This is a genomic window from uncultured Campylobacter sp. (assembly GCF_937973075.1).
Lineage (GTDB): Bacteria > Campylobacterota > Campylobacteria > Campylobacterales > Campylobacteraceae > Campylobacter_B.
The window spans coordinates 109773-131451 of record NZ_CALBWL010000065.1; the positions used below are offsets into that span (position 1 = coordinate 109773).

The 21679-nt window shown below is 45.0% G+C and carries 22 protein-coding genes and 6 tRNA genes; 21 read left to right on the top strand and 7 right to left on the bottom strand.

Annotated elements, in window-relative coordinates; all coding sequences use genetic code 11:
• Positions 1-127 precede the first annotated feature (127 nt).
• From Q0274_RS09055 to Q0274_RS09100, 10 genes are all read left to right on the top strand, one after another.
• Positions 128-1261, top strand: a complete 1134-nt coding sequence (locus tag Q0274_RS09055) for an efflux RND transporter periplasmic adaptor subunit (RefSeq protein ID WP_298029088.1) — start codon at positions 128-130, stop codon at positions 1259-1261.
• Positions 1261-4419, top strand: a complete 3159-nt coding sequence (locus Q0274_RS09060; protein ID WP_298029090.1) for an efflux RND transporter permease subunit — start codon at positions 1261-1263, stop codon at positions 4417-4419. The genes Q0274_RS09055 and Q0274_RS09060 overlap by 1 nt, the downstream gene beginning before the upstream one ends.
• Complete coding sequence (locus Q0274_RS09065; protein ID WP_298029092.1) at positions 4406-5863, top strand: efflux transporter outer membrane subunit; 1458 nt, start codon at positions 4406-4408, stop codon at positions 5861-5863. Before Q0274_RS09060 ends, Q0274_RS09065 begins: the two co-directional genes overlap by 14 nt.
• Positions 5864-6282: 419 nt before the next feature.
• Positions 6283-6370, top strand: a tRNA-Ser gene (locus Q0274_RS09070).
• 230 nt (positions 6371-6600) lie between these two features.
• Complete coding sequence (locus Q0274_RS09075; protein ID WP_298029093.1) at positions 6601-7554, top strand: Dyp-type peroxidase; 954 nt, start codon at positions 6601-6603, stop codon at positions 7552-7554.
• Between the two features lie 26 nt (positions 7555-7580).
• A complete protein-coding gene (locus tag Q0274_RS09080) occupies positions 7581-7763 on the top strand; it encodes a hypothetical protein (protein WP_298029095.1) in 183 nt (60 codons plus the stop codon).
• 388 nt (positions 7764-8151) lie between these two features.
• Positions 8152-8448, top strand: a complete 297-nt coding sequence (locus Q0274_RS09085) for a hypothetical protein (protein WP_298029097.1) — start codon at positions 8152-8154, stop codon at positions 8446-8448.
• Positions 8449-8712: 264 nt separating this feature from the next.
• Complete coding sequence (locus Q0274_RS09090; protein WP_298029098.1) at positions 8713-9606, top strand: hypothetical protein; 894 nt, start codon at positions 8713-8715, stop codon at positions 9604-9606.
• 72 nt (positions 9607-9678) lie between these two features.
• A complete protein-coding gene (locus Q0274_RS09095; protein ID WP_298029100.1) occupies positions 9679-10008 on the top strand; it encodes a hypothetical protein in 330 nt (109 codons plus the stop codon).
• Positions 9989-10720 (top strand): hypothetical protein, encoded by a 732-nt coding sequence (locus Q0274_RS09100; RefSeq protein WP_298029102.1) that lies wholly within the window; start codon positions 9989-9991, stop codon positions 10718-10720. Before Q0274_RS09095 ends, Q0274_RS09100 begins: the two co-directional genes overlap by 20 nt.
• A gap of 335 nt (positions 10721-11055) precedes the next feature.
• On the opposite strand, the gene Q0274_RS09105 is transcribed toward Q0274_RS09100, so the two are convergent.
• The 6 genes from Q0274_RS09105 to Q0274_RS09130 all read right to left on the bottom strand — a co-directional run bounded on the left by Q0274_RS09105 (position 11056) and on the right by Q0274_RS09130 (position 13237).
• Positions 11056-12162, bottom strand: a complete 1107-nt coding sequence (locus Q0274_RS09105) for a PQQ-binding-like beta-propeller repeat protein (protein ID WP_298029104.1) — start codon at positions 12160-12162, stop codon at positions 11056-11058.
• A 473-nt stretch (positions 12163-12635) separates the two neighbouring features.
• A tRNA-Ser gene (locus Q0274_RS09110) sits at positions 12636-12723 on the bottom strand.
• Between the two features lie 58 nt (positions 12724-12781).
• Positions 12782-12937: a hypothetical protein gene (locus Q0274_RS09115; protein WP_177387338.1), complete on the bottom strand. Its 156-nt coding sequence runs from the start codon at positions 12935-12937 to the stop codon at positions 12782-12784.
• Positions 12938-12957: 20 nt separating this feature from the next.
• Positions 12958-13031: transfer RNA gene (locus Q0274_RS09120), tRNA-Cys, on the bottom strand.
• Between the two features lie 16 nt (positions 13032-13047).
• A tRNA-Leu gene (locus Q0274_RS09125) sits at positions 13048-13134 on the bottom strand.
• Positions 13135-13162: 28 nt separating this feature from the next.
• Positions 13163-13237 (bottom strand) — tRNA-Gly (locus Q0274_RS09130).
• A 133-nt stretch (positions 13238-13370) separates the two neighbouring features.
• On the opposite strand from Q0274_RS09130, the gene Q0274_RS09135 reads away from it, so the two are divergent.
• The 11 genes from Q0274_RS09135 (at position 13371) to Q0274_RS09185 (ending at position 19064) form a co-directional block, all read left to right on the top strand.
• Positions 13371-13446, top strand: a tRNA-Ala gene (locus tag Q0274_RS09135).
• Positions 13447-13632: 186 nt separating this feature from the next.
• On the top strand, positions 13633-13800 hold the full coding sequence (locus tag Q0274_RS09140) for a hypothetical protein (RefSeq protein WP_298029106.1): 168 nt from the start codon (positions 13633-13635) through the stop codon (positions 13798-13800).
• Between the two features lie 103 nt (positions 13801-13903).
• Positions 13904-14269, top strand: a complete 366-nt coding sequence (imm40, locus tag Q0274_RS09145; protein WP_298029108.1) for an Imm40 family immunity protein — start codon at positions 13904-13906, stop codon at positions 14267-14269.
• 34 nt (positions 14270-14303) lie between these two features.
• Positions 14304-14669 (top strand): Imm40 family immunity protein, encoded by a 366-nt coding sequence (gene imm40 / locus Q0274_RS09150; RefSeq protein ID WP_298029110.1) that lies wholly within the window; start codon positions 14304-14306, stop codon positions 14667-14669.
• 257 nt (positions 14670-14926) lie between these two features.
• A complete protein-coding gene (locus Q0274_RS09155; RefSeq protein WP_298029112.1) occupies positions 14927-15682 on the top strand; it encodes a hypothetical protein in 756 nt (251 codons plus the stop codon).
• A gap of 10 nt (positions 15683-15692) precedes the next feature.
• The gene (locus Q0274_RS09160) at positions 15693-16082 is read left to right on the top strand and encodes a hypothetical protein (protein ID WP_298029114.1); all 390 of its coding nucleotides are present in this window, start codon (positions 15693-15695) and stop codon (positions 16080-16082) included.
• A gap of 67 nt (positions 16083-16149) precedes the next feature.
• Positions 16150-16626, top strand: a complete 477-nt coding sequence (locus Q0274_RS09165; protein WP_298029116.1) for a hypothetical protein — start codon at positions 16150-16152, stop codon at positions 16624-16626.
• A gap of 34 nt (positions 16627-16660) precedes the next feature.
• A complete protein-coding gene (locus Q0274_RS09170) occupies positions 16661-17182 on the top strand; it encodes a hypothetical protein (protein WP_298029118.1) in 522 nt (173 codons plus the stop codon).
• Positions 17183-17385: 203 nt separating this feature from the next.
• Positions 17386-17811, top strand: coding sequence for a hypothetical protein (locus Q0274_RS09175; RefSeq protein ID WP_298029120.1), 426 nt, complete (start codon positions 17386-17388; stop codon positions 17809-17811).
• A 19-nt stretch (positions 17812-17830) separates the two neighbouring features.
• On the top strand, positions 17831-18052 hold the full coding sequence (locus tag Q0274_RS09180; protein ID WP_298029122.1) for a hypothetical protein: 222 nt from the start codon (positions 17831-17833) through the stop codon (positions 18050-18052).
• A gap of 97 nt (positions 18053-18149) precedes the next feature.
• Positions 18150-19064: a DUF3137 domain-containing protein gene (locus Q0274_RS09185; RefSeq protein ID WP_298029124.1), complete on the top strand. Its 915-nt coding sequence runs from the start codon at positions 18150-18152 to the stop codon at positions 19062-19064.
• 233 nt (positions 19065-19297) lie between these two features.
• On the opposite strand, the gene Q0274_RS09190 is transcribed toward Q0274_RS09185, so the two are convergent.
• Positions 19298-21670 (bottom strand): ribonucleoside-diphosphate reductase subunit alpha, encoded by a 2373-nt coding sequence (locus Q0274_RS09190; RefSeq protein ID WP_298029126.1) that lies wholly within the window; start codon positions 21668-21670, stop codon positions 19298-19300.
• Positions 21671-21679 lie beyond the last annotated feature (9 nt).

The following is a 21679-nucleotide window of genomic DNA, read 5'->3' on the forward strand; positions in this document are numbered from 1 at the left end:
ATTCCGTCCGATATATTATTTTACGGGCTAAATTTAAGTTTTATTTATATAGTTTTTATTATAATTTATAATTTATTCGTAATAACTATTACAAATACAAAATTTTAACCCAAATAGAGGAAATTACATGAAAAAAGTCGCCAGTTTGATTTTCGCAGCATTTTTGGTTTCGGGCTGCTCCTATTTTGAAAAAAAGGAAGATAAAGGCGCGAAGCAAGGCGGTGGGGCTCCCGCGCTGCCGGTAGGAGTATTTATCGCCAAATCCGCCGATGTGCCGATAATTTTAAAATTTAACGGACAGACCGTAAGCGAGCTTGAGATAATGCTAAAGCCGCAGGTTTCGGGCACTATCGAAAAGCAGCTTTTCGAGCCGGGGCACAGCGTCAAAAAGGGCGACGTGCTCTACGAGATCGACCGCTCGCGCTATCAAGCGGCGTTTGACAGCGCAAACGCTAATCTGCAAAACGCCTCGGCGGACTACAAAAGAGCTAAAGCGCTAAAAGCTAGCAACACGATCTCTCAAAAGGACTTTGACACCGCAAAAGCCGCATTTATGGTAGCCGAAGCAAATTTTAAAAGCGCCAAGATCGATTTTGACCACTCGCTCGTGACCGCGCCTTTTGACGGCATGGCGGGCGATACGCAAAAGGACGTGGGCGCATACGTAAACGTGGGCGAGGATCTGGTTAGGCTTTCTAAATTTGATCCGATCGACGTGGAATTCGGCATCGCAGATGTCGATAGACTAGAGCTTGATGCAAATTTAAGAAACGGGCAGTGGGAGCAGCTGGGCCGTCAGGTAAGCATAAATCTCGGCGGCAAGGACTACAACGGCACGCTAAGCTTCATCGATAGCGTCATCAATACAAACACAGCGTCAGTCAGCGCTAAAGCTCAAATTCCAAATCCAAGCTTGGAAATTCGCCCGGGCGTTTTTACCAAAATAAGCGTCGATGGCTTTTATCAGAAAAACGGCTTTAAAATTCCGCAAGTTGCGCTCAAGCAAGATCTTAGCAACACCATAGTCTACGTCGTGCAAGACGGCAAGGTCGCTAAAAAGGTGGTCAAAATCGCAGCGCAAGATACCCGCACGGCGACGATTTCAAGCGGATTGCAAGACGGCGATCAGATCATTTTGGATAATTTTAAAAAGATCAATGTGGGTTCCAAGGTAACTCCCGTACCCGCGAGCACTGATCCTTACGTAGCGGGACAGCCTAACGAACAACTATCTCAGAGCAATGCGGAAAGCGGGAAATAATGTTTTCTAAATTTTTCATCAACCGCCCCGTCTTTGCCTGCGTCGTTTCGATCATCATCGTAATCGCGGGCGTTTTGGCTCTTAAAAATTCCTCCGTCGAGGAGTATCCGCAACTCACACCGCCGCAAATCGTCGTAAGCGCTACGTATAGCGGCGCGGATGCGCAGACGATCGCCGACGTCGTCGCAGCCCCTCTTGAAAACGCAATTAACGGCGTTGAAAATATGATCTATATGGAAAGCTCAGCAAGCTCCTCGGGCTCTGTTAGCATCAACGTATACTTTCAAATCGGCACAAATCCAGCAGATGCAAAAGTCAATGTAAATAACCGCGTCACGCCAGCTCTTACGCTACTTCCCGACGAAGTGCGCCGCTATGGCGTAACCGTCACCGAGCGCAGCAGCACGATGCTGGAGGTGCTTGCGTTTTACGATCCTAGCGAGCAGATGGATGTCGTAGAGATGCAAAACTACGTAGCTATCAACGTCGTAGATGAGCTAAAACGCGTGCCTGGCGTCGGCGAAGCTCAAGCGCTGGGCACAAAAGATTATGCTATGAGGATCTGGGTAAAGCCCGAGCTACTTAAGAAATTTAACGTTACGACCGCCGAGATAATCGCCGCAATAAGCGAGCAAAACAGCCAATACGCCGCGGGCAAGATGGGCGAGCAGCCGATGAACTTAGGCAATCCCTACGTATATGCGATCAAGCCCGAGGGTCGTTTAAAAACCGTCGAAGAATTTGAAAATATCATCATACGCGCGCAAAAAGATGGGAATTTCTTGCGCGTAAAAGATGTCGCCGATGTCAAACTTGGCGGCGCAAGCTACAATATCTCGGCGAAATTTAACGGTAAAGAGATGGTGCCTGTGCTTATCTTTATGCAAAGCGGTGCCAACGCTCTAGCCGTAGTTGAAGCGGTAAATAAGCGCATAGACGAGCTTAAGCCGAATTTCCCGGGCGAGCTGACCTACGGCGTCGCCTACGATACGACGAGCTTCGTAAAGGTCTCTATCGAGGAGGTTATACATACCTTCATTGAAGCGCTGATTTTGGTTATTTTGGTTATGTATATGTTTCTGGGCAATATCCGCTCTACGATCATCCCGACTCTTGCCGCTCCAGTGTCGATCTGCGGCGCGTTTATCGGAATTTACGCCTTTGGATTTTCTATAAATTTAATCACTCTCTTTGCGCTCATCCTTGCTATCGGTATCGTCGTGGATGATGCGATCATCGTAATCGAAAACGTAGAGAGAATTCTGCACGAAGAGCCGCAGTTAAGCGTCAAAGAAGCTACCACGAAAGCGATGGGCGAGATCGTAGCGCCCGTAATCTCGATCGTGCTCGTACTTTCGGCGGTTTTCGTGCCGGTTGCGTTTATGGAGGGCTTTACGGGGGTTATGCAGAGGCAATTTGCTTTAACGCTCGTGGCTTCGGTATGTTTTTCAGGCTTCGTAGCCCTTACACTAACACCCGCACTTTGCGCTCTAATCTTGCAAAAAAAGGAGTCCGAGCCATTTTTCTTCGTAAGATGGTTTAATAATCTTTTTAGCATCTCAACTAAAATTTACGCCGCAGGCGTCGGCATGGTTCTTCGCCACGTACTAATCAGCCTCGTTTTTGTAGGCATCATCATCTATGCGATGGTGAAGCTTCTTGTGCTCACTCCTAGCGGCCTGGTGCCTAACGAGGACAAAGGCTCGATTATGGCGATGACTACGCTTCCGTCTGCATCTACGCTGCCCAGGACGGAAGCCGATCAGGATTTCATCGCAAGCATCGCTAAAAAGTATCCAAACGTAAAAGATATAACCCAAATCACGGGATACGATATGCTAGCCGGAGCGCTTAGAGAAAATGCGGGAGCTTTTTTTATGAAGCTAAAAGACTGGAAGGAGCGCCCCGGCGATGAAAATTCCAACTTCGCCATAGCTGCCGCGCTAAACGGGCAGCTCTACGGCGCCGATCGCAACTCGATGACCTACGTCGTCACGCCGCCGCCTATTATGGGTCTTTCGCTTACGGGCGGATTTGAGCTCTACGCGCAAAGTACGACGGGCAAGAGCTACGATGAAATTCGCGCCGATATGGATCGCGTAACCGCCAAAGCTAACCAACATCCCGCTTTAAAACTCGTGCGAACGACGCTGGATACCGATTTCCCGCAGTATAAGCTCTACGTCGATAAAGAGAAGGTAAAGATGCTAGGCGTTAAGATAGCCGACATTTTCACCGTGCTAAATTCCACCATCGGGCAGTATTACATCAACGACTTTAACCTTATGGGGCGCACGTTCAAGGTCTATATCCGTGCTACGCAAAACTACAGAGACGATCCTAACGATCTAAAATCGCTCTACGTCCGCAGCGCTAGTGGCGATCTGATACCGTTAAATTCCTTAGTGAGACTTGAGCGCTCGCTGGGTCCTGATTCCGTTAATAGATTTAACGCCTTCCCAGCAGCGCAGATTATGGGCGAACCAAATACGGGTTATACCTCGGGTCAAGCGATTGCAGCGATCCAAGAGGTTATAAAAGAGGAGCTTCCTAGCGGATATTCTATCGGCTGGGCGGGCTCCGCGTATCAGGAGGTCAGCGAGACCGGCAAAGGCTCGCAGGCGTTTGTATTTGGAATGATCTTCGTGTTTTTGATCCTGGCGGCTCAATACGAAAGGTGGCTCATGCCGCTTGCCGTACTTACCGCCGTGCCGTTTTCGGTATTCGGCGCGCTCGTGTTTACATATTTCCGCGGGCTGAATAACGACATATATTTTCAGATCGGCTTGCTGCTTCTAATCGGTCTGGCGGCGAAAAACGCGATTTTGATCGTGGAATTTGCGATGAACGAGCACCTAAACAACCACCGACCGATCGCAGAAGCTGCCGTAGAGGCCGCCAAGATGAGGTTCCGCCCTATCGTGATGACGAGCCTTGCGTTCGGCCTCGGCGTGCTTCCGATGGTTATCGCTACCGGCGCAGGCGCTGCTAGCCGCCATGCGCTAGGAACCGGCGTCGTAGGTGGAATGCTCGCGGCATCTACGATCGCGATCTTTTTCGTGCCGCTGTTTTTCTACCTGCTCGAAAGCTTCAACGCTTGGCTTGATAGACGCGGCAAAAAAGTCCAAACTAACGAGGTGAACGATGAAAATAAATAACGCTCTTTTAAGCGCCTTGACGCTTGGAATTTTACTCTGCGGCTGCAACTTCAAGCCCGTCACGCCGCAGAAACAGACCGGCTTTAAGGCGGATTACGCAAGCACGAACGTTAGCACGCAGTGGTGGAAAAGCTTTAACGATCCGCAGCTAAATGCCCTTATCCAAAGCGCGCTGGAACAAAATTCCGACCTGCAAACCGCGCTGAATAACGTCGAGTACGCGCGCGTAAATTTGGGACTGAATAAGCTAGAATATTTGCCGAACGTAAATTTAAGCGGCAGCGCGGTGCGCCAAAATAATTTCGGCAACCAGCCCGATCGCAACTCCCACGGCGCGTATCAGATCGGCGCCGTGCTAAGCTACGAGATCGATCTTTGGGGGCGCGTGCGCAACAGCGTAGATTCGGCGCGATCGCGATTTAATGCGACGAAATACGACTACGAAACCGCTAAAAATACGATTACTAGCACGGTTGCGACGACCTATTTTACGCTACTAGCACTAAAGCAACAGGAGAAAATTTTAAAAGACAGCCTAAAAAGCTATCAAGATACGCAAAACTACCGCAAAAAACAGCTCGATGCGGGCGCGGTTAGCGAGATCGTATTTTATCAGGCCAAAGCCGCGGTGCAAAGCGCCGAGGCAAACCTCATAAGCGTGCAAAATCAGCTCTCCGCGGCGCAGACCTCGCTAAATATCCTAACGGGTAAGAGCTACGATGAAATTTTACGCGGCGCGCCGCAGACCGCTGCGAAAATGCCTAGCGCTCCGCAGATTCCAAGCGGAATCCCAAGCGACGTGATCCTACATCGCCCGGACGTCGCAAGCTCGCTCGAAAATCTGCGCTCAAGCAACTTCTTAGTGGGCGTCGCCAAGGCAGGCTACTTCCCTACCTTCTCGCTTACGGGCTCGGCGGGATATGCAAGCGGCGAGTTTGATAGGCTGTTTACAGCAAGCGCAAGCACGTGGAATATAGGCGGCTCGCTCGTAGGACCGCTACTTGACTTCGGCCGCCAAAAAAGGCGCGTAGAGCTTGCGAATTTAGAGCAAAACGCGAGCTTCATCGCATACGACAAGGCGCTTAAAACCGCTTTCGGCGACGTTCGCGATGCGCTTGTCGGCGTGCAAAACGCCAAACTAAGGCAGGCAAGCCTCGCCGATCTCGTCGCTTCGCAGAGCAAAATTTATTCAAACGCCTCAAGCAGGTATCAGGCGGGCTACAGCGACCATCTGGAGTTTTTGGATTCACAGCGAAACCTGCTTAGCGCGCAGCTAAATAAAGTGCAGGCAGATCTTGACGTGCTAAGCGCGACGGTAAACGCCTACAAGGCGCTCGGCGGCGGCTTTAGCATAGAAGATAGCGAAATAAAGGCGCTTATCGGCGCCGAGCAGGACGTGCAGCCCGATATGTCCGCCTTCCCGAAGGATAGAATTTTTAATTAGCTTTAAATTTACGGGCGGCGCGAAATTTTAAAATACCCGTAAATTTTAAGCGCAGCCCGGCTTTTACGGCGCAAGCGGATGTATGAAAGAAAAAATCTACTTGCGCTTTTTAAATTTAGCCCCGCGGCGGGCGGCAAGTCCAAATTTCAAAGATAATCTAAATTTTAAAATATCCGCAGCAAGGTAAAGTCGTCGCTCGGCTAGGAAGTGCAAAGCGGCTTGGCTTAGTGGCGCGGTAGAATTTTAGGCGCGTGGTAGAATTTTAAGCGGCACGGCGAAATTACAAGCAGCGCGATAGAATTCCAAACGCTGCGGCGAAATTCCAAGCGCTGCGTTTTAAATTTAAAAGCGAGCGGTTGCGCGCCGAAACGGAATTTGGCAAAATTTTAGATTTTCGCTATAATCGCGACTTTGAATTTAGATGGGTGTCCGAGCGGTTGAAGGAGCACGCCTGGAACGCGTGTAAAGTGCAAGCTTTCGAGGGTTCGAATCCCTTCCCATCTGCCACTATCTTAAAATTTCATCCCCGCAAAACTCTGAAATTTCGCTTTCCTACTCGGCGTAAATTTTATAAATTTAAAGCCAAAATTCCACCCTTGCCGTAAATTTAACGATCAAAGACAAAATTTCCTCCTCCGAAAATCAAGCCCCAAAGCCACCTAAATTCTATCTCTACGCCCGCCGTTTACCGATATTGCGCTAAAATTCCTTTTAAATTTTACTTTAAAGGAGAGAAAATGAGTGAAGAAAAAAGTTGCGCCTGTGCGCATGCCAAATCCCAAAACGTAACCGACGCGCCCGGCAACAACACCGTGTTTATGATCTGGCGCTTTAACGCAGACAAAACCGCCTGCAAAAAGGCTTTCGAGGGTCTTTGCGCTCTGGTGATAAATTTAAACAAAACCGCCGTTACGAGATTCGGTGCGGCTAGCGAAACAAGCTGCGTGCTGGGCGTGGGCTTTGAGGCGTGGAAAATGCTCGGCTTGCCGAAGCCTTTGCCGAAGGAGCTAAAAAATTTCGAAGAGATTAGGGGCGATAAACACGCTGCGCCCGCTACTGGAGGCGATATCCATATCCACATCAGAGCGGCGAATCAAGCCGTTTGCTACGATATGGCAAGCGAGATCAGAGCCGCGCTAAAGGACGTCGCGACGTGCGAGGAGGAGATCTGCGGCTTTAAATACTACGACGGGCGCGCTATCATCGGCTTTGTGGATGGTACCGAAAATCCCCAGGACGCAGATCGCGACTTTTTCGCCAAGGTAGGCAACGAAGATGCGGCGTACAAGGGCGGTAGCTATCTTTTTACGCAAAAATATATCCACGATATGAGCGCGTGGAACGCCGCGGGCGTCGCCGAGCAGGAGCGCGTCATCGGGCGCAGCAAACAAAACGATATCGAAATGAGCGAGGAGATAAAGCCTAGCAACTCGCACTCCGCCGCAGCCAACGTCGGCGACGACAAAAAGGTCGTGCGCGGCAATATGCCGTTTATGCAGGGCGGCGAGACGGGAACCTACTTCATCGCCTACGCAAGCACCTTTAGCACGCTGGAGCTGATGCTTGAGAGTATGTTTATCGGCCGCCCGCGAGGCAACTACGACCGCCTACTGGATTTCAGCACCGCAAAGACGGGCGCGCTCTTTTTCGCTCCGACCTTCGATATGCTGCAGGCTTATAGCGCAGAGTAAATTTAGCTTTAAATTAAAGGCGCGCAATGTTTTGCGATCTAAGCCCGTATCAGAGCAGGCGCTGCAAAGAGATCATAGAGGGCAAAGTCGAAAATAGTGAAAACGTCAGGGGTCTGATAGAATTCATAGACGCTAAATTTAAAGTTCGAGCGATCAGCGTGTTTTACGGCGCGGGCAGGGAGTGGCCTAAGATCGTGCTTCGCTCCTAAAAAGATGCCGCAAAAATCACCGATAAAAAGTGCATCGAGCACTACCTTGCCCGAACGCCGCTTTTCGAGAAACTAAACGGACTTAAGAGCTTTTATATCTCGGTCGAGTCCTTCGAGTCGCAGATCCGCACCGATCTGATCCAAGGCGCCGTAGAGGAGCTGCTGCGAAACCGAAGCGAGCTTTTAGCGCCGCTTAAAATTTGGTATATCGCAGCGGTGTCCGACACGCCCGTAGTTTTTTATTTCACGAGGCAGGATGCGGCGCGCCGCGAAGGGGGCGGAAAGATAGAGCGGCTGATAAGAAATTTTATAGAGAAAGCGCAGGACGCCAAATATCTGAGCCACATGGAATTTAAGCTGTTTTTTTACAGCAAGGAGTTCGTGAATCTTGAGTGCGGCGGAAATTTGTTCTATTATTTTAAATAAAATTTTGCAAAGGAGTGAAAATGGATGCGAAGCTTTACAGAAGGTAACGCAACTCTCGCGAGGGCTTGAGGAAGGCGGCGTGCAGAGCCTAAAAGCAGCACTTGAGGGCGACGGCGACGAGGCTAGCAAGACGCAAGCTCGCGTGATCTTAGGCGAATACTACGTGATGAAGGGCGAGCCCGCGCAGGCTAAGGAATATCTAGGACCCGTGGCGCAAGACGCCGAGCGACTGCGAGATCAATACGAGACGATCTGCTAGACGATGAAATTTGCAGAGCCGATATGCTTTTGGATATGATCGAGCGCTTCGGGTTTTTGGCGGAATAAAAATAGTACATTTACGTATATTCGGTTAACGGTAAAATTTAAACTTTTTGATAGCCATTACCTCAAGTCCAAAAGTTATTATTAAGAAGCGAATTCAGTGTAAAAAGTGGTAAAATTATACAAAAAGTTTTCAGGAAATTTTAATTAATTGAAAATATTCAAAAGTGTAAAAGCCATTTAAATAAGGAGAAGTTTTATGGATTCCATAGTTATCGATGCACAAAAGCATTTATTAAATAAAAGCACAACAGATATTCTTAGACAAGCATATATTATCGCTAAAAAATTACAAATTAGAGATTTCGAGATTTGGATTAATAACGAGCTAAAAGGGTACAATGAAAATACTGATGTCCCTGAATATAGAACCGTTTGTGGGAATATAAAATATTTAGATTCACATCGTGGCTGGTTATCACTTATTATAGAGGATGCCAATACATATAATCATTTTACTAAAATAAGTGCTCGACAAAGCATACCTATGTTGGAGCACTTGATAAATACAGTAAAAAGCGGAGGTAACATAATAGAAAATTTGCCAGATTCGTTTAATGAACTTATAGAGGACAATGATATTCCCACTAAATATATTAGAGAGATAAGCCCCTCTAGTATAGTTGGTGTTATTGAAACCGTAAAAAGTATTGTTACGGAATGGATATTAAAATTAGAAGAAGACGGTATTGTAGGGGTGAATATGAAATTTACAGAAGAGGAAATAAAAATAGCAGGTGAGAAAAATTATACAGTAAATAATTTTTATGGCGATGTTTCAAGTAGCCAAATTCAACAAAATAATAATCGTTCTTCGCAGATAATTAACAACGACTTAGATATTGATAAAATAGCCAAAGTATTAGAGCTAATAAATACCCATAAAAAAGATATTTTAGGGTCGCTAGATAATTCAAAAGATAAAGATTTTGAAAAAGAACTAAATGCGGTCAATAATGAAATAACTAAACACAAACCCTCAAAGGAACTCTTGGTTCAATCTCTTCATACTATTAGAAACATTCTTGAAGGAATTACTGGGAATATCATTGCCGCAGGAATTCTATATCAGCTTGGGCTGCTCTTTAAATGAGATCAGGATTATCAAAGTATAGCACAGGCAGAAATCTTGTGGTAAATGCTTGAACGGGCGCCAAGTAGAAAAATGCTTGAAATATGTATTCGAAAGTATCAAACAAATATACTAAAATCTATCGCGGAAAGCATAATATCCAAACAGGCTTACCCTCTATGCAGTGCACAATGTATGATCATACGCACAAACCGCGCGCATCTTGACCCTGTCGTTTGCCACGGTATAGAGGCGGTCGTCGCTTACAAGCAAGATTTGATCCGAGCCGAGAACTTACGGGCAGACGCCGCAAAGCGTCCGAGCTGGCAGGAGCGAAATTTAAAACGGGAATGCATTACGCCCGAGCCGCTAGCGATAAATTTTAAAAACGGGAGCAAATTTAATGCTAAATTTAAAAGATAAGCTGCAAAAGTCACAAAAGCCGCAGCAGTCGCAGTCTAGGCAAGACGCCGAGCGCCGAAATCCGCCGCAATTTGACAATAAATCCCTCATCGTCAAAGACTACAACATAATAGTATTCTTTATTTATAACCTATTCTTCGCTCCCTTGGCGGTACCGGTGTTTCTGTATATAGGGGATATTTTCCCATACTATACCCCGTTTGTTCCTGTAGTATTCGCCGTCGTGTCCTATCTCAACAGCGCCCATACGCGCTTTGTTCATTTGACGGACAGGGGCATTAACTACGTTAACAAGGGCAAAATCACGAAATCTATAAAATTTGATGAGATATCGCTCATAAAGCTCACCGCTACGCCGCTATTCGGACATATCGTGCCGGCTAGAAATTCCGCAGGCATTGTGTTTTCGTTCATCGTAATAGCCGTCGCGTTTGCCGGATTTTTACAAAGCCTTAGAGGATTTATAATTTTTATTATGAGCCTGACGGCATTGATTTTGCCGTTTTTCGCTTCTAAGCTGATTTTTTCAAAGATCACGGAGGGGAAATTTAACTTCCGCGCGATCGATACTTTGATCATCTATGACGGCAAGGGCGGATTTATCAGTTTTATGATGAGCGGGGCGGATTTTGAAAGGGTTTGCTGCTACATGCTAAAAGAGCGGCGGATTAGCCCGTCAAAATTTCAAAAGCAGTTTGTGATATTTCAATGAAACGGGCGTTTCGATCAATATCATCGCCGAGTTTTACCCGCGCGCGCCGCAAAGTTCGATGGAATTTCACGGCAGCTCACACCACTTCGCGCCTTGAAATTTACCGCGACCGCTTTAAATTTTAAGGCGCGGGGTTTGAATTTCAGTTCGAAACGACGCGCCGAGCGAATAAATTTCATTTAGCGAGCGGGTCTGTGGCGATTTAAAATCGGACGCTTTTGGGTCATGACCGCGCCCCGCCGAACTAGGTAAATTCCATATCCAAAGCGTTCGGCGGCTCAAGGCTTGCGTTTAATTTAATCCACAATTACAAGCCGAATTTCAATCTGTCCAATTTAAATATCCGCGCAGACTGCGTGCATCGCGGCTCCATCGTTTGCCACGGCGTAGAGGCGCCCGCCGCTAGCGAGCATGATCTGATCCGAGCCGAATTGAAACTTGCCGAATTTTATCTCCCTTGCGACCGAGCCGTCCTCGGCACTGATCAAAACCGGCTTGCCGCGGCGATCTGCGAGTAAAATTTTATTCTCGCACCACGCGAAACGCTCGGTTCCGCCGGTGTCAAACTTAAAGATCACTTCGCCGCTTACCGCGTCCACGGCGTATAGGTGCCCGCCCTTGCCCGCGGTGCCGAAATACAGCGTTTCGCGACCCTGCAGCTTGTCTTGCGCATCAAAATGCGACGTCGCTCCGCCGCGCAGGCAAACTGGCGTATATAGATACGCGCCTAGCTTCAGCCGCCAAAGCGTTTTACCTTTTGTGGCTGCTTTTTTGCGGGTTTGTTTGCTGCCGTTTGAAATTTTATCTTTTGCCTCGCTTGTTTCATCGCGCGGATCGCTTTTGCTTTCTTTGCAAACAGCCGCCGCGCCGCTATTCTCGGAGGAATTGTTTAAATTCTCGCCCGTCGAGCCGCTAGAATTTAGCGTGCCGCCTAAATCAGCCGCCGCGCCGTTTAAATTTGACCCGCCTTGCGAGGCTCTGCATTCCATCATAAAGGGCGAACTCATCCGCACGGCAAAGCCGTCAAATTCGTAGATTCGCGCATCGCTGTAGACCTGCTTCACGGGCGCAGGAGCGTCGCCAAGCTCGGTCATTTCGCCGTCTTGTATTTTAATGAGCTTTGCGGGCGAATCGACGAAGCCCTCGTAATATCTCGTATTTAGCACGAAATGACCGTCCTGCGGGTAACAAAGTGCGGAGGCGGCAGAGAAAATTTCGCGCTGCTCGTAGGCAAGTACCGATCTTTTATGTTCGCTAAAATCGCGTGAAAACGTATCTAGCAGCACGTAGCTAGGCGTTAACTTCGCAGCGATGTTTTGTTCGCTAGGAGCTGCGAAAGCAAAATGGACGAAGGCAATCCGCTCGCCCATCTCGTAAATGCCTGTCACGCCATGCCCGCGAAACTCCACGCCCTGCATCGCAAGAGGATATGATTTTAGCATTTGCGGCTCCTTAAAATTTGAAGCGATTATAGCTTAAATTTGGGCGCGAATTTAAAATTTTGTATGCACGTTGAAATTTTACGGCGCGCGGCATGGAATTTTAAATTTTGCGGAGCTTCCAAAATTTTACGCCCGACACAATGAATGCTACGTCTTAAAAACTCATGAGTAAATTTCGTTGCTAGATTTTTCATTCACTTTTATACCAGACGAACGCTCAAAGCTTAATGCCATTATATTATTTCACCATTGTATATTACTTTGATTCGGACTGATCAACCAGGTCAATATCGAAATTCTAGCTTTTTCGCTACGTATCTTTCTAGCATTCATTTGCGAATATGCTATTCTAGCTGCCTATTTGCGCCGTATATCGTGAAGTAGAGTTTAAACGTAAAGAGCATTAAATGAAAATTAGTATAAATAAAATGTGAAATTCTGAAGTTAAAATAGAGTTTTGGATTAGATTAAAATGGCCGGGAGATAGGGATTCGAACCCCAGGAGGCTTTCACCTCAACGGTTTTCAAGACCGCCGCTTTCGACCGCTCAGCCATCTCCCGATTAAGGGCGGGTAGACCCCGCCGAAAGTTCGCGCAGATCAAGATCTACACGTGGAATTTATTCGGTTTTTTCTCCGACCCACTCGGCGCCGTTGTGAACCTTTTCTTTGGTCCATTGAGCCGCGTTGTGCGAATCCTCTTTTACGCCGTGCCAAGTATTAGAGCACCCGCTAAAAACCATCAATGCCAAAAGAGCCGCTAGTATGTATCTCATAATAACTCCTTTTTAGGATCTGGAGGCGACACCCGGATTCGAACCGGGGATCAAAGCTTTGCAGGCTCATGCCTTACCACTTGGCTATGTCGCCGCGCCGGCTTATTAGGTGGTGCCCGGAGCCGGACTTGAACCGGCACGGAAAAAATTCCGAGGGATTTTAAGTCCCTTGCGTCTACCGATTCCGCCATCCGGGCACATTTAATACAAAAACAGAATGTAAAATGGAGCGGGAAACGAGAGTCGAACTCGCGACATCAACCATGGCAAGGTTGCGCTCTACCACTGAGCTATTCCCGCGCAAAGAAATGAAATATTACCCAATGCAAGCTTAAAATTTCATTTTATAGCGGCTTTTGCGGAGAAAATTTTGGCGTAGCGCCTGAATTTAAAAATTTTGTAAGTAAAATAATGTAAAATTATAAAATCTTTTGGGGTTATAGCTCAGCTGGGAGAGCGCTTGAATGGCATTCAAGAGGTCGGCGGTTCGATCCCGCTTAACTCCACCATTTAAGCTACTTTTAATTTTAAATCACTTCTTTTAGATCTCTTTTACTTCCTTTAAATACCAATATTTAGGGCTTTTTAGTAATTTTTGATTATTTTTGTTTCTTTTTATGTTATAATTATTTTAAAATAATTCAGTTAGTTACTAAGTTAGTTAAACCTATTAGGTCAGTTTTACAGAAAGAGCAATGATATCGTCTAAAAGCCCTTTTACGTATATATTGCATAAAACCAAAAACGGCATAAGCGAGAGCTATATCGCAAAAATCATTAAGATGAACGAAAAATATATACCTCCATCTTTTGACGAGCGCGATGCAAATACGATAAAGTATAGTGATATTTTAGAATTTTGAACCAAAATAATCCGAGTTCTAGTCGTCTCGAAACGCTTCATCGCCTAATAAACGATATAGAAAAGTCTTTGCAATAAATTAAATTTTAATGGAAGGAGAGATTATGTCAGTTGAAGAAGATGGCGCGGCGTTTATAGATGAAGATTACGTAAATATCGTGCCGCAGGATCTGCTGGAGCGCGGTATACGCTTAAGGGAGGAGTACGGAATTTATGGAATCGCTTGGAGATTTGATGATGTAATGGAGGTGCTAAAAATCGCAAGAGATAGAGATATGCTTATCGTCGGAGGGGATGTATATCGCCTAAGCGGCAATAAGCCCATAATCACATACGATAGTTGGAGTATTAAATCGGAAGATGACGATGCATTTGAAGTAGCGATCGAATATATCACTAATTATCGCGCCAGAAACGGAGATGATTTTGCATACTGCCCGGTCATTAGCCCCGGACAGGTGTCCAAATGAAAATTTTGGCTTTCAACATAGAAAAGGAGAAATTATGTTAGTTGAAAAAAGTATTATGTCATTTATAGATGAAGATTACGTAAATATCGTGCCGCAGGATCTGCTACAGCGCGGTATTCGTCTAAGAGAGGAGCTCGGATTTTATGATATCGCTTGGAGATTCGACGATGTAATGGAGGTGCTAAAAATCACAAGAGATAAAGGTATGATTATCGTAGGAGGAGACGTATATCGCTTAAGCGGCAATGAGCCCATCATCACATACGACTACTGGAGCACTAAAGCGGAAGATGACAATGCATTTGAGGTGGCGATCCAATATATCACTAATTATCGCGCTAGAAACGGAGATGACTTTGCATATTGCCCAGTCATTTGCCCCGGGCGGGTGTCCAAATGAAAATTTTGGCTTACAATACAGAATAGTTGATTTTTGCTCATATTCTGATAAATATAAAAATGTGTGCCGAACTGAATGCCAATATGTGCGTAGATGGGATATAAAAGACTTTAGGAGCGGTTTTGAAAGACAACGAAGTAGTTTTAATACTATCTGAATCATGAGCGGGGCGTATTTATCGATGAAATTCTTCGACTTTGATTGGATAAAAGACAATAAATTATCCTTTGAATTTCATATAAGGATAATTTAAAACCATGAAACCGGTAAGAATTGTAATGACGATATTTTTTATTATCCTATCGTCTTTAAATTTTCATAAACTATTAACGGAGGGCGGTTATCGCGGAGGGAAAGTCTATGTCGTAGCCACAACCCAATCCGTCATTATGCAACTACTACTTATCATAGGATTGATCCTGTATTTGATATATCTGATAAGAGTAAAAGAGTATTATAAGCCAAGCTCAAATTTTATGCTTTCTAAAAAGGAGGACAAAATGAACTTATCGAATAGAATAAAAGTGCTAAAGACGCGGCTTAAACTGCAAAAGCCGGAAATTATAACAAATCCTGTACAAAAGGATGAGCTTGTCGAACAAGATCTGTGCGGTAAAGATCTGTGCGATTTAGACCATGGCACGATCAAACTCCTATCGGGAGATTTACAGGTTTTCAATGACTATGCTTTCAGGTATTATATCCTGGATTTTATTGATTTTTACGAGCGCTTCGGCGATGAGGCGATTATAGAGGATATGTTCATTCAAGCATTTGCACCGCCTATGCGACGGGCGCTAGCAAAACAATTTAGCAGAGATGAGGTAAAAATAATCATAGATTTTTTACAAAAACACTATGAAAATATTACAAGAATTACGCATTCCAAGAAATATAAAAATTTAAAACTCTATGAGCAAGATGAAATTTATATACCATTCAAACATTTTGAAAAAGAGATAAAAAACGCTATAAAATTTTGGGGGAAGTATTATAAGGGTAAAAATTTATAAGGATTGGCAAATGTGTTTAATAGAGACCGATTTAGGCAAATATGAGGAATATATCTATTTCTTTATAGAGAAAAACAGGGCATATTTTAACGCCTATCAAGAGCAGATATTTCCTTTCGATATGGAGTACATACCTAGCTTATTGTGGTTGCTTGCATCTTTTGCAGAAACTACGATTAAAATTTTTGATGATTTAGACGAAAAGACAAGAAATGAAATTTTTGATTTTGTGGAAAAGGGAGCGGCAAATGAAGACGAATATATCGGCACGGCGTTTTGCACCGGCTTTGTTGAAACAATTGTAAATATTGCGAAAGGGGACGAATATAATATAATTAGCAAATATTTTAGAAATGAGACACAAGAATATGCCGCCGCTTGGATGAAATTTGGCGAGTAATGACAAGAAATTTTAAGAAGAATTTGCATAATATCACGCAGCAAAAGGGCTTTGAAGGGTGGCGGCAATGATAAAAAGCATTATAGATCCAACTAATTTTGATATAGAATTTAGAAAAATAAGTAGAAATAAAAGAGGCATAGCAAGATCAAGAATAGATTTTGAAAATATCGATGTAGAGGCTAAAATAAGGCTAGTTATGTTTTTAATTTCAAAAGCAAACCCCCTAGATAGCATAGTTTATAAAATTCTTTTTTGGGAAAGAGATGAGAAAATAGAAGAATATCTTCTTAAAAATATGAAGGGGCAATACACAAAAGCCAAGCCTTATAAAAACGGCGCCAGAGCGGGCGTTATTTTTATAAAAGAAAAGGCACTTGAGCCAAATTTTTTGAGATCCATGCTGCTGCGCCATTTTAATTTTGAGCTGGCAAAAGAGCCCTCTTTGAACATTAGAGTTCAGTTATCCGTAAACAATAAAGAGAAATTTTCGATTTTATTTGATATATACGATGACCGAGGCTGCTATGCGCATTACTTTTAAAATTTTATAATGCAAATATTTAAGGAAAGAGGATATGGCAATTTGGCAATGTGAGCTTTTTATTCTACCTAAAAGCGATACATACGATCTGCAATACGACCGGCAATATGGCAATATAAAGCTCTTTGAAGACGATAAGTATTGGAAAAAAGCAAAGATCAAAAAAGAGATATTTTCTGAAATTTCGCGCCTATTAAAGCCCGAAAAATCTTGGTCTAACGAAATAGATCTATACGGAAGCGAAAACGGCAATCGCTTAGAGGTATTTTTTGATGCTAATAATATAATAGAGTCCGTTACGTTTCGTATCGATTTTAGATCCGAGTACGAAGCCGTATTAAGAGGTATAATATCATTGTGTGAGAAAAGCGGTTTTTGCATTATAGACGGTAGTTTAAAGAATTTAAAATTATCCTTTAATACTATAAAAGAGGTAATCAACAAATCCAAAAACAAAGAATTTTTTACAGAACTTGTTAAAAATAATATAATAGACGATAAAAACGAACCGCCTATCATAGAGGCCGTAGATAATTTCAAATTTAAGGATGATTAAAAATGATTGTAAAATGCATAAAAGAAGATAGGCATGAGCATCTGAGATTAAATAGAACCTATTTTGTTCATGGCATCCAATATGAAGAGGGACGGATTTATTATTGCATATTACCGTTTGAAGACGATATAGATTACAATCGATTTAATAGCAAATATTTTCAAGTAATAGATGAAACGATACCTACAAATTGGAAATTTGGGATGCATAGGGGATTTTTTGAATGTTTTACCGCATCTTACGAAGAGCTCGTAGCCGATGAAGATCATTATGGTAAGCTTATTGACGGAGACCCAATAGAAGAGGAAATTTTTAGGAAGAGAAGAGCCGAGATGATCGATGACGTATATAATACGCATATCATCAAAGATTTTAATCGTTTCATATATGATCTAAGCTCCAACCTGTCGGTGCAGATGAATATTGCAAATAAAGTATTTGATATAGAGATATCGGACGCAAACGCTAAGGCCAAACATCGCAAAATGAATATTTTAAAGGATGACGGATATAGCTGGTATTTGATCGAATCAGACGCAAGCACCTTTAAAGCCAATGCTACTAATGATTATTTAAGACCCGTATTAAAATATCTTAAATTGTGGCTAGGCAGAAAGAATTTTAGATAACCGGGCGGAAAGGTTTAATATGGTAAGCGCCTCCGATAAAGAAATTTTTATAAAAATTTTAAACGAAGATATCGATGTATGGCGCCCGGTAAAGGCTGCTCAAATCGCGCAATATATTTTTAAAATTACCGATACGACGAATTTTGAATCTGAGCTAGATGAAATTTTAGAATTCAAACAGGGCGATATTGTAAAATGCAGAGAAAAAGACGGCGATTTCTATGCTTTTGAGCTATTATAAAAACCCGCCTTATAAATAGCAACGCGCTTATCATATGGCTTGATTTAATCCCATTTTTCGCTATAATGAGCGTCAAATTTCACTCACGGGGATAGCGATGAGCCTTGTTTCTTACGAATTAAAAAAGCAAAAACTAGATGGAGCGCGCAATGTGGCACTTTGGAAGGCACGCGGCGGTGTAGCAGTGGTAGTACTGGCGCTATTTATTGCTATGCGCAAGGATTTCGGAGATTTCTCCTTCCTGTTTTTATTAGTGCTGCTAGCTCTTGCTTATCCTGCTTACAAATACCTAGCCGTGCGTATTTCGCGTAAATTTGAAGCGCTCAGTGAAGAGGCCTTTAAGAATGAATTTCTGCTTTGGATCGCAAAGGAGCTGCGTCTTACCTTTCAGCCTTTCGGCGCGTTTTTGCTCGATGAAATTTACAAAAATCCGCTCCGTAAAGAGGCAAATCTATGCACTTGCAAGCACGCTATAGTGGGCAAGACGCCCGAATTTGGCATAAAAATCGGCGACATCTGCCTAAGTCGCGATTTCGATAAAAACAGAGAAAATCGGGTATTTGAGCTGGATAAAATTCTGCATCTCAAAAAAAAGGATGATACGGCGATTTTCGACGGGCTTTTTGCAAAATTTGATTTTAGCGAAACCTTCGATAGCCAAATTCTAGTCGTGCCGCGCGGAGAGTTCATCTTCGGCGCGTCGGATCTGAAACTGCTCAAAGACAGCCCGCACCTAAGCGCGTCGTTTGACGTTTATCTCAACAATCCCGCCGCCGCCGCATTTTTGCAAAACAAAAAAATTTTAGAAAATATGCAGACGATCACCCTAAATTTGTTCGGTAAAACAGAGCTCTATCTGGGCGAAAATAGCCTCGTAATCGGCGTTGAAAATAGCGAAATTTTCAAATCTGCGCCGAGCTCGCAAAGCGCAAAACTGCTCGAAAGCCTAAATAAAATGATCGAGATCGCTAAAATTTTTGCCTATCTCAAAAAGCTCGGACAGGTGGAATAATCTACGCTTTAAATTTGAGCGAGCGCCGTTGAAACAATTTAATTCTTGCCAAGGCTGCGCTTTTTTGCTCTCCGTTATTAAATCAAACTACTTCGAAAGGCAAGGAATTCTTTAATAAGCAATTTCGCTTTGCTATCGACCTGAGCCACTTAAATTTTACAAAAATTTTATAGCGGTTCTTAAAAATTTCAAAATTTTTCAAATTTTATATTCAACCATAGCGCCGCCGTATTTTACTGACACCCTTCGCACTCGATTGAGCGATCTGCGACGTTGTTTAGCTTCTCGCTATCAGGGCTTTCAGAGCGCAGGTAGTAAGTCGATTTTAGCCCCAGCTGCCACGCGAGCGTGTAAATTTCGCTCAGATAGCCGCCGCTAGCTTTGTCTAGGCTCATGAAGATATTTAGGCTCTGGCCCTGATCGATCCATTTTTGGCGGATGGCGCCCGCCTTTACAAGCAGGCGCTGATCGAGCTCGTACGCAGGCACGTACGCCTGCCACGTTCTCGGACTTAAATTCGGCACGACGACCGGGATCATGCCGCTTAGATTGTGCTCGAACCATTTGCGCTTATACACCGGCTCAATCGTCTGCGTGGTGCCTACGAGTATGCTGATACTCGATGTCGGCGCGATCGCCATCAGATAGCCGTTTCGCATGCCATCGCGCTTTACTTTCTCGCGCAATCCGTCCCAGTCGCAGCTGCTCTGCTCAAAAAGCCCGCCGCGCTTAACTAGCGCCTTGGCGTTTTCGTTCGCTAAATCGATCGGGAAAATTCCTTCGCTCCACTTCGAGCCCGCAAAATCAGGGTACCTACCCTTTTCCACGGCTAAATTTGAGCTTGCCTTGATCGCGTTAAAGCTCACGTTTTCCATTATCCTATCGATCAGTTCGAAGTGCTCGTAACTGCCCCACTTCACGCCGCGCTCGGCCAGCATCTGCGCCTCGCCCATTACGCCGAGCCCTATCGCGCGGGTTTTTAGATTGGTGTGTTTGACCTTGGCGTGCGGGTAAAAATTTAGATCGATGACGTTGTCGAGCATTCGCACGGCGATCGGCATCACGCGAGCTATCTCCTCGCGGCTGTTGATTTTGCTTAAATTTACGCTTGCGAGGTTGCAAACCGCCGTTGCGCCCTCGTTGCAGCCCTTTTCTACGATAAAAATTTCTTTGCCGCCCAGCATGTCTAGCGCCGTAATTTTTTTCGCCTTTTTTACGATGCCCGCGTCGGTCGCTACCTCTTCGTTTTCCTCAAACAGCCTCTCGCTGCCGTCAGCGAAAACGACTTTGATTTTGTAGTGGTTCGGCGCCGTGTTTTGAAAAATTTCGGTACATAAATTTGAGCTCCTGATTAAGCCTTGATGCGCGTTTGGGTTGATGCGGTTGGCGTTATCTTTGAAGCACAAAAATGGCATGCCCGTCTCAAAATAGCTCGTTAAAATTTTCTTCCAAAGCTCCTTTGCCAGGATAGTGGATTTTGAAATTTTATCGTCGGCCTCGTACTGCTCGTAGCGCGCCTCAAATTCCGCGCCGTATAGATCGCTCAGATCGCTTACCTCTGCAGGATCGAAGAGCGTCCACTTGCCGCCGCTTTGAAGCCTTTTCATAAATAGATCGTTTATCCACAGCGCGGGGAAAATTTCATGCGCGCGGCGCCTCTCCTCGCCCGAGTTTTTGCGCAGATCTAAAAAGTCGCTCACGTCCATGTGCCACGGCTCGATATACACGGCGATAGCGCCCTTGCGCGTGCCCAGCTGATCGACGGCAACGGCGATGTCGTTCGTGATCTTTAAAAACGGAATGATGCCGCCCGCGGCGTTTTTATGCCCGTCGATGCTGCCGCCCATCGCGCGCACCTTGCACCAGTCCCAGCCGATACCGCCGCCGAATTTGCTCAGAAGCGCCATCTCTTTGTAACTATCGAAAATCCCCTCGATATTATCGGGCGTAGAACCCACGTAGCAGCTGCTTAGCTGATGGCGCGTCGTGCGGGCGTTTGAGAGCGTAGGGGTCGCGAGCATGACTTCAAATTTAGATATAAGATCGTAAAATTTCTTCGCCCAGCTCTGGCAATCAAGCTCGTTTTGTGCGAGGAACATCGCGATCGCCATAAACATCTGCTGCGGCAGCTCGATCGGCGCGCCGCTGCGATCTTTGATGAGGTAGCGATCGTAAAGCGTTTTGATGCCGAGGTAGTTAAACTGCAAATCGCGCTGCGGTTGCAAGTAAGAATTTAGATCATCTAAGTCGTATTTTTCCTTTAAGCCGAGCATTATGCGACCCGCCGCCTCGCCGCGAGCGAAGTAATCTTGCAGGCTGTTGTAGCCGCTAAAGCCCGTTACTTTGTGATACAGATCGTATAAAAATAAGCGCGCGGCGACGAAGGTCCAGTTCGGGCGATCCACGTCGATCTTCTCGACTGCGGTTTTAATGAGGGTTTGCTGGATCTCTTCAGTGGTGATCATATCGCGAAACTGGATCTTTGCGTCCACCTCAAGCTCGCTAAGGCTTACGTTTTCCAGCCCCTCCACTGCCTCGCTCGTGTATTTTTTGATCTTGCTTACGTCAAGTTCCTCGGTTCTGCCGTTGCGTTTGATTACTTTCATATCGTTCCT

Excerpts from the sequence above, each read along its gene's own strand:
- Q0274_RS09055 (WP_298029088.1), top strand. The coding sequence starts at position 128 with ATGAAAAAAGTCGCCAGTTTGATTTTCGCAGCATTTTTGGTTTCGGGC.
- Q0274_RS09060 (WP_298029090.1), top strand. The coding sequence starts at position 1,261 with ATGTTTTCTAAATTTTTCATCAACCGCCCCGTCTTTGCCTGCGTCGTT.
- Q0274_RS09065 (WP_298029092.1), top strand. The coding sequence starts at position 4,406 with ATGAAAATAAATAACGCTCTTTTAAGCGCCTTGACGCTTGGAATTTTA.
- Q0274_RS09075 (WP_298029093.1), top strand. The coding sequence starts at position 6,601 with ATGAGTGAAGAAAAAAGTTGCGCCTGTGCGCATGCCAAATCCCAAAAC.
- Q0274_RS09080 (WP_298029095.1), top strand. The coding sequence starts at position 7,581 with ATGTTTTGCGATCTAAGCCCGTATCAGAGCAGGCGCTGCAAAGAGATC.
- Q0274_RS09090 (WP_298029098.1), top strand. The coding sequence starts at position 8,713 with ATGGATTCCATAGTTATCGATGCACAAAAGCATTTATTAAATAAAAGC.
- Q0274_RS09095 (WP_298029100.1), top strand. The coding sequence starts at position 9,679 with ATGCTTGAAATATGTATTCGAAAGTATCAAACAAATATACTAAAATCT.
- Q0274_RS09100 (WP_298029102.1), top strand. The coding sequence starts at position 9,989 with ATGCTAAATTTAAAAGATAAGCTGCAAAAGTCACAAAAGCCGCAGCAG.
- Q0274_RS09105 (WP_298029104.1), bottom strand. The coding sequence starts at position 12,162 with ATGCTAAAATCATATCCTCTTGCGATGCAGGGCGTGGAGTTTCGCGGG.
- Q0274_RS09115 (WP_177387338.1), bottom strand. The coding sequence starts at position 12,937 with ATGAGATACATACTAGCGGCTCTTTTGGCATTGATGGTTTTTAGCGGG.
- Q0274_RS09140 (WP_298029106.1), top strand. The coding sequence starts at position 13,633 with ATGATATCGTCTAAAAGCCCTTTTACGTATATATTGCATAAAACCAAA.
- imm40 (WP_298029108.1), top strand. The coding sequence starts at position 13,904 with ATGTCAGTTGAAGAAGATGGCGCGGCGTTTATAGATGAAGATTACGTA.
- imm40 (WP_298029110.1), top strand. The coding sequence starts at position 14,304 with ATGTTAGTTGAAAAAAGTATTATGTCATTTATAGATGAAGATTACGTA.
- Q0274_RS09155 (WP_298029112.1), top strand. The coding sequence starts at position 14,927 with ATGAAACCGGTAAGAATTGTAATGACGATATTTTTTATTATCCTATCG.
- Q0274_RS09160 (WP_298029114.1), top strand. The coding sequence starts at position 15,693 with ATGTGTTTAATAGAGACCGATTTAGGCAAATATGAGGAATATATCTAT.
- Q0274_RS09165 (WP_298029116.1), top strand. The coding sequence starts at position 16,150 with ATGATAAAAAGCATTATAGATCCAACTAATTTTGATATAGAATTTAGA.
- Q0274_RS09170 (WP_298029118.1), top strand. The coding sequence starts at position 16,661 with ATGGCAATTTGGCAATGTGAGCTTTTTATTCTACCTAAAAGCGATACA.
- Q0274_RS09175 (WP_298029120.1), top strand. The coding sequence starts at position 17,386 with ATGCATAGGGGATTTTTTGAATGTTTTACCGCATCTTACGAAGAGCTC.
- Q0274_RS09180 (WP_298029122.1), top strand. The coding sequence starts at position 17,831 with ATGGTAAGCGCCTCCGATAAAGAAATTTTTATAAAAATTTTAAACGAA.
- Q0274_RS09185 (WP_298029124.1), top strand. The coding sequence starts at position 18,150 with ATGAGCCTTGTTTCTTACGAATTAAAAAAGCAAAAACTAGATGGAGCG.
- Q0274_RS09190 (WP_298029126.1), bottom strand. The coding sequence starts at position 21,670 with ATGAAAGTAATCAAACGCAACGGCAGAACCGAGGAACTTGACGTAAGC.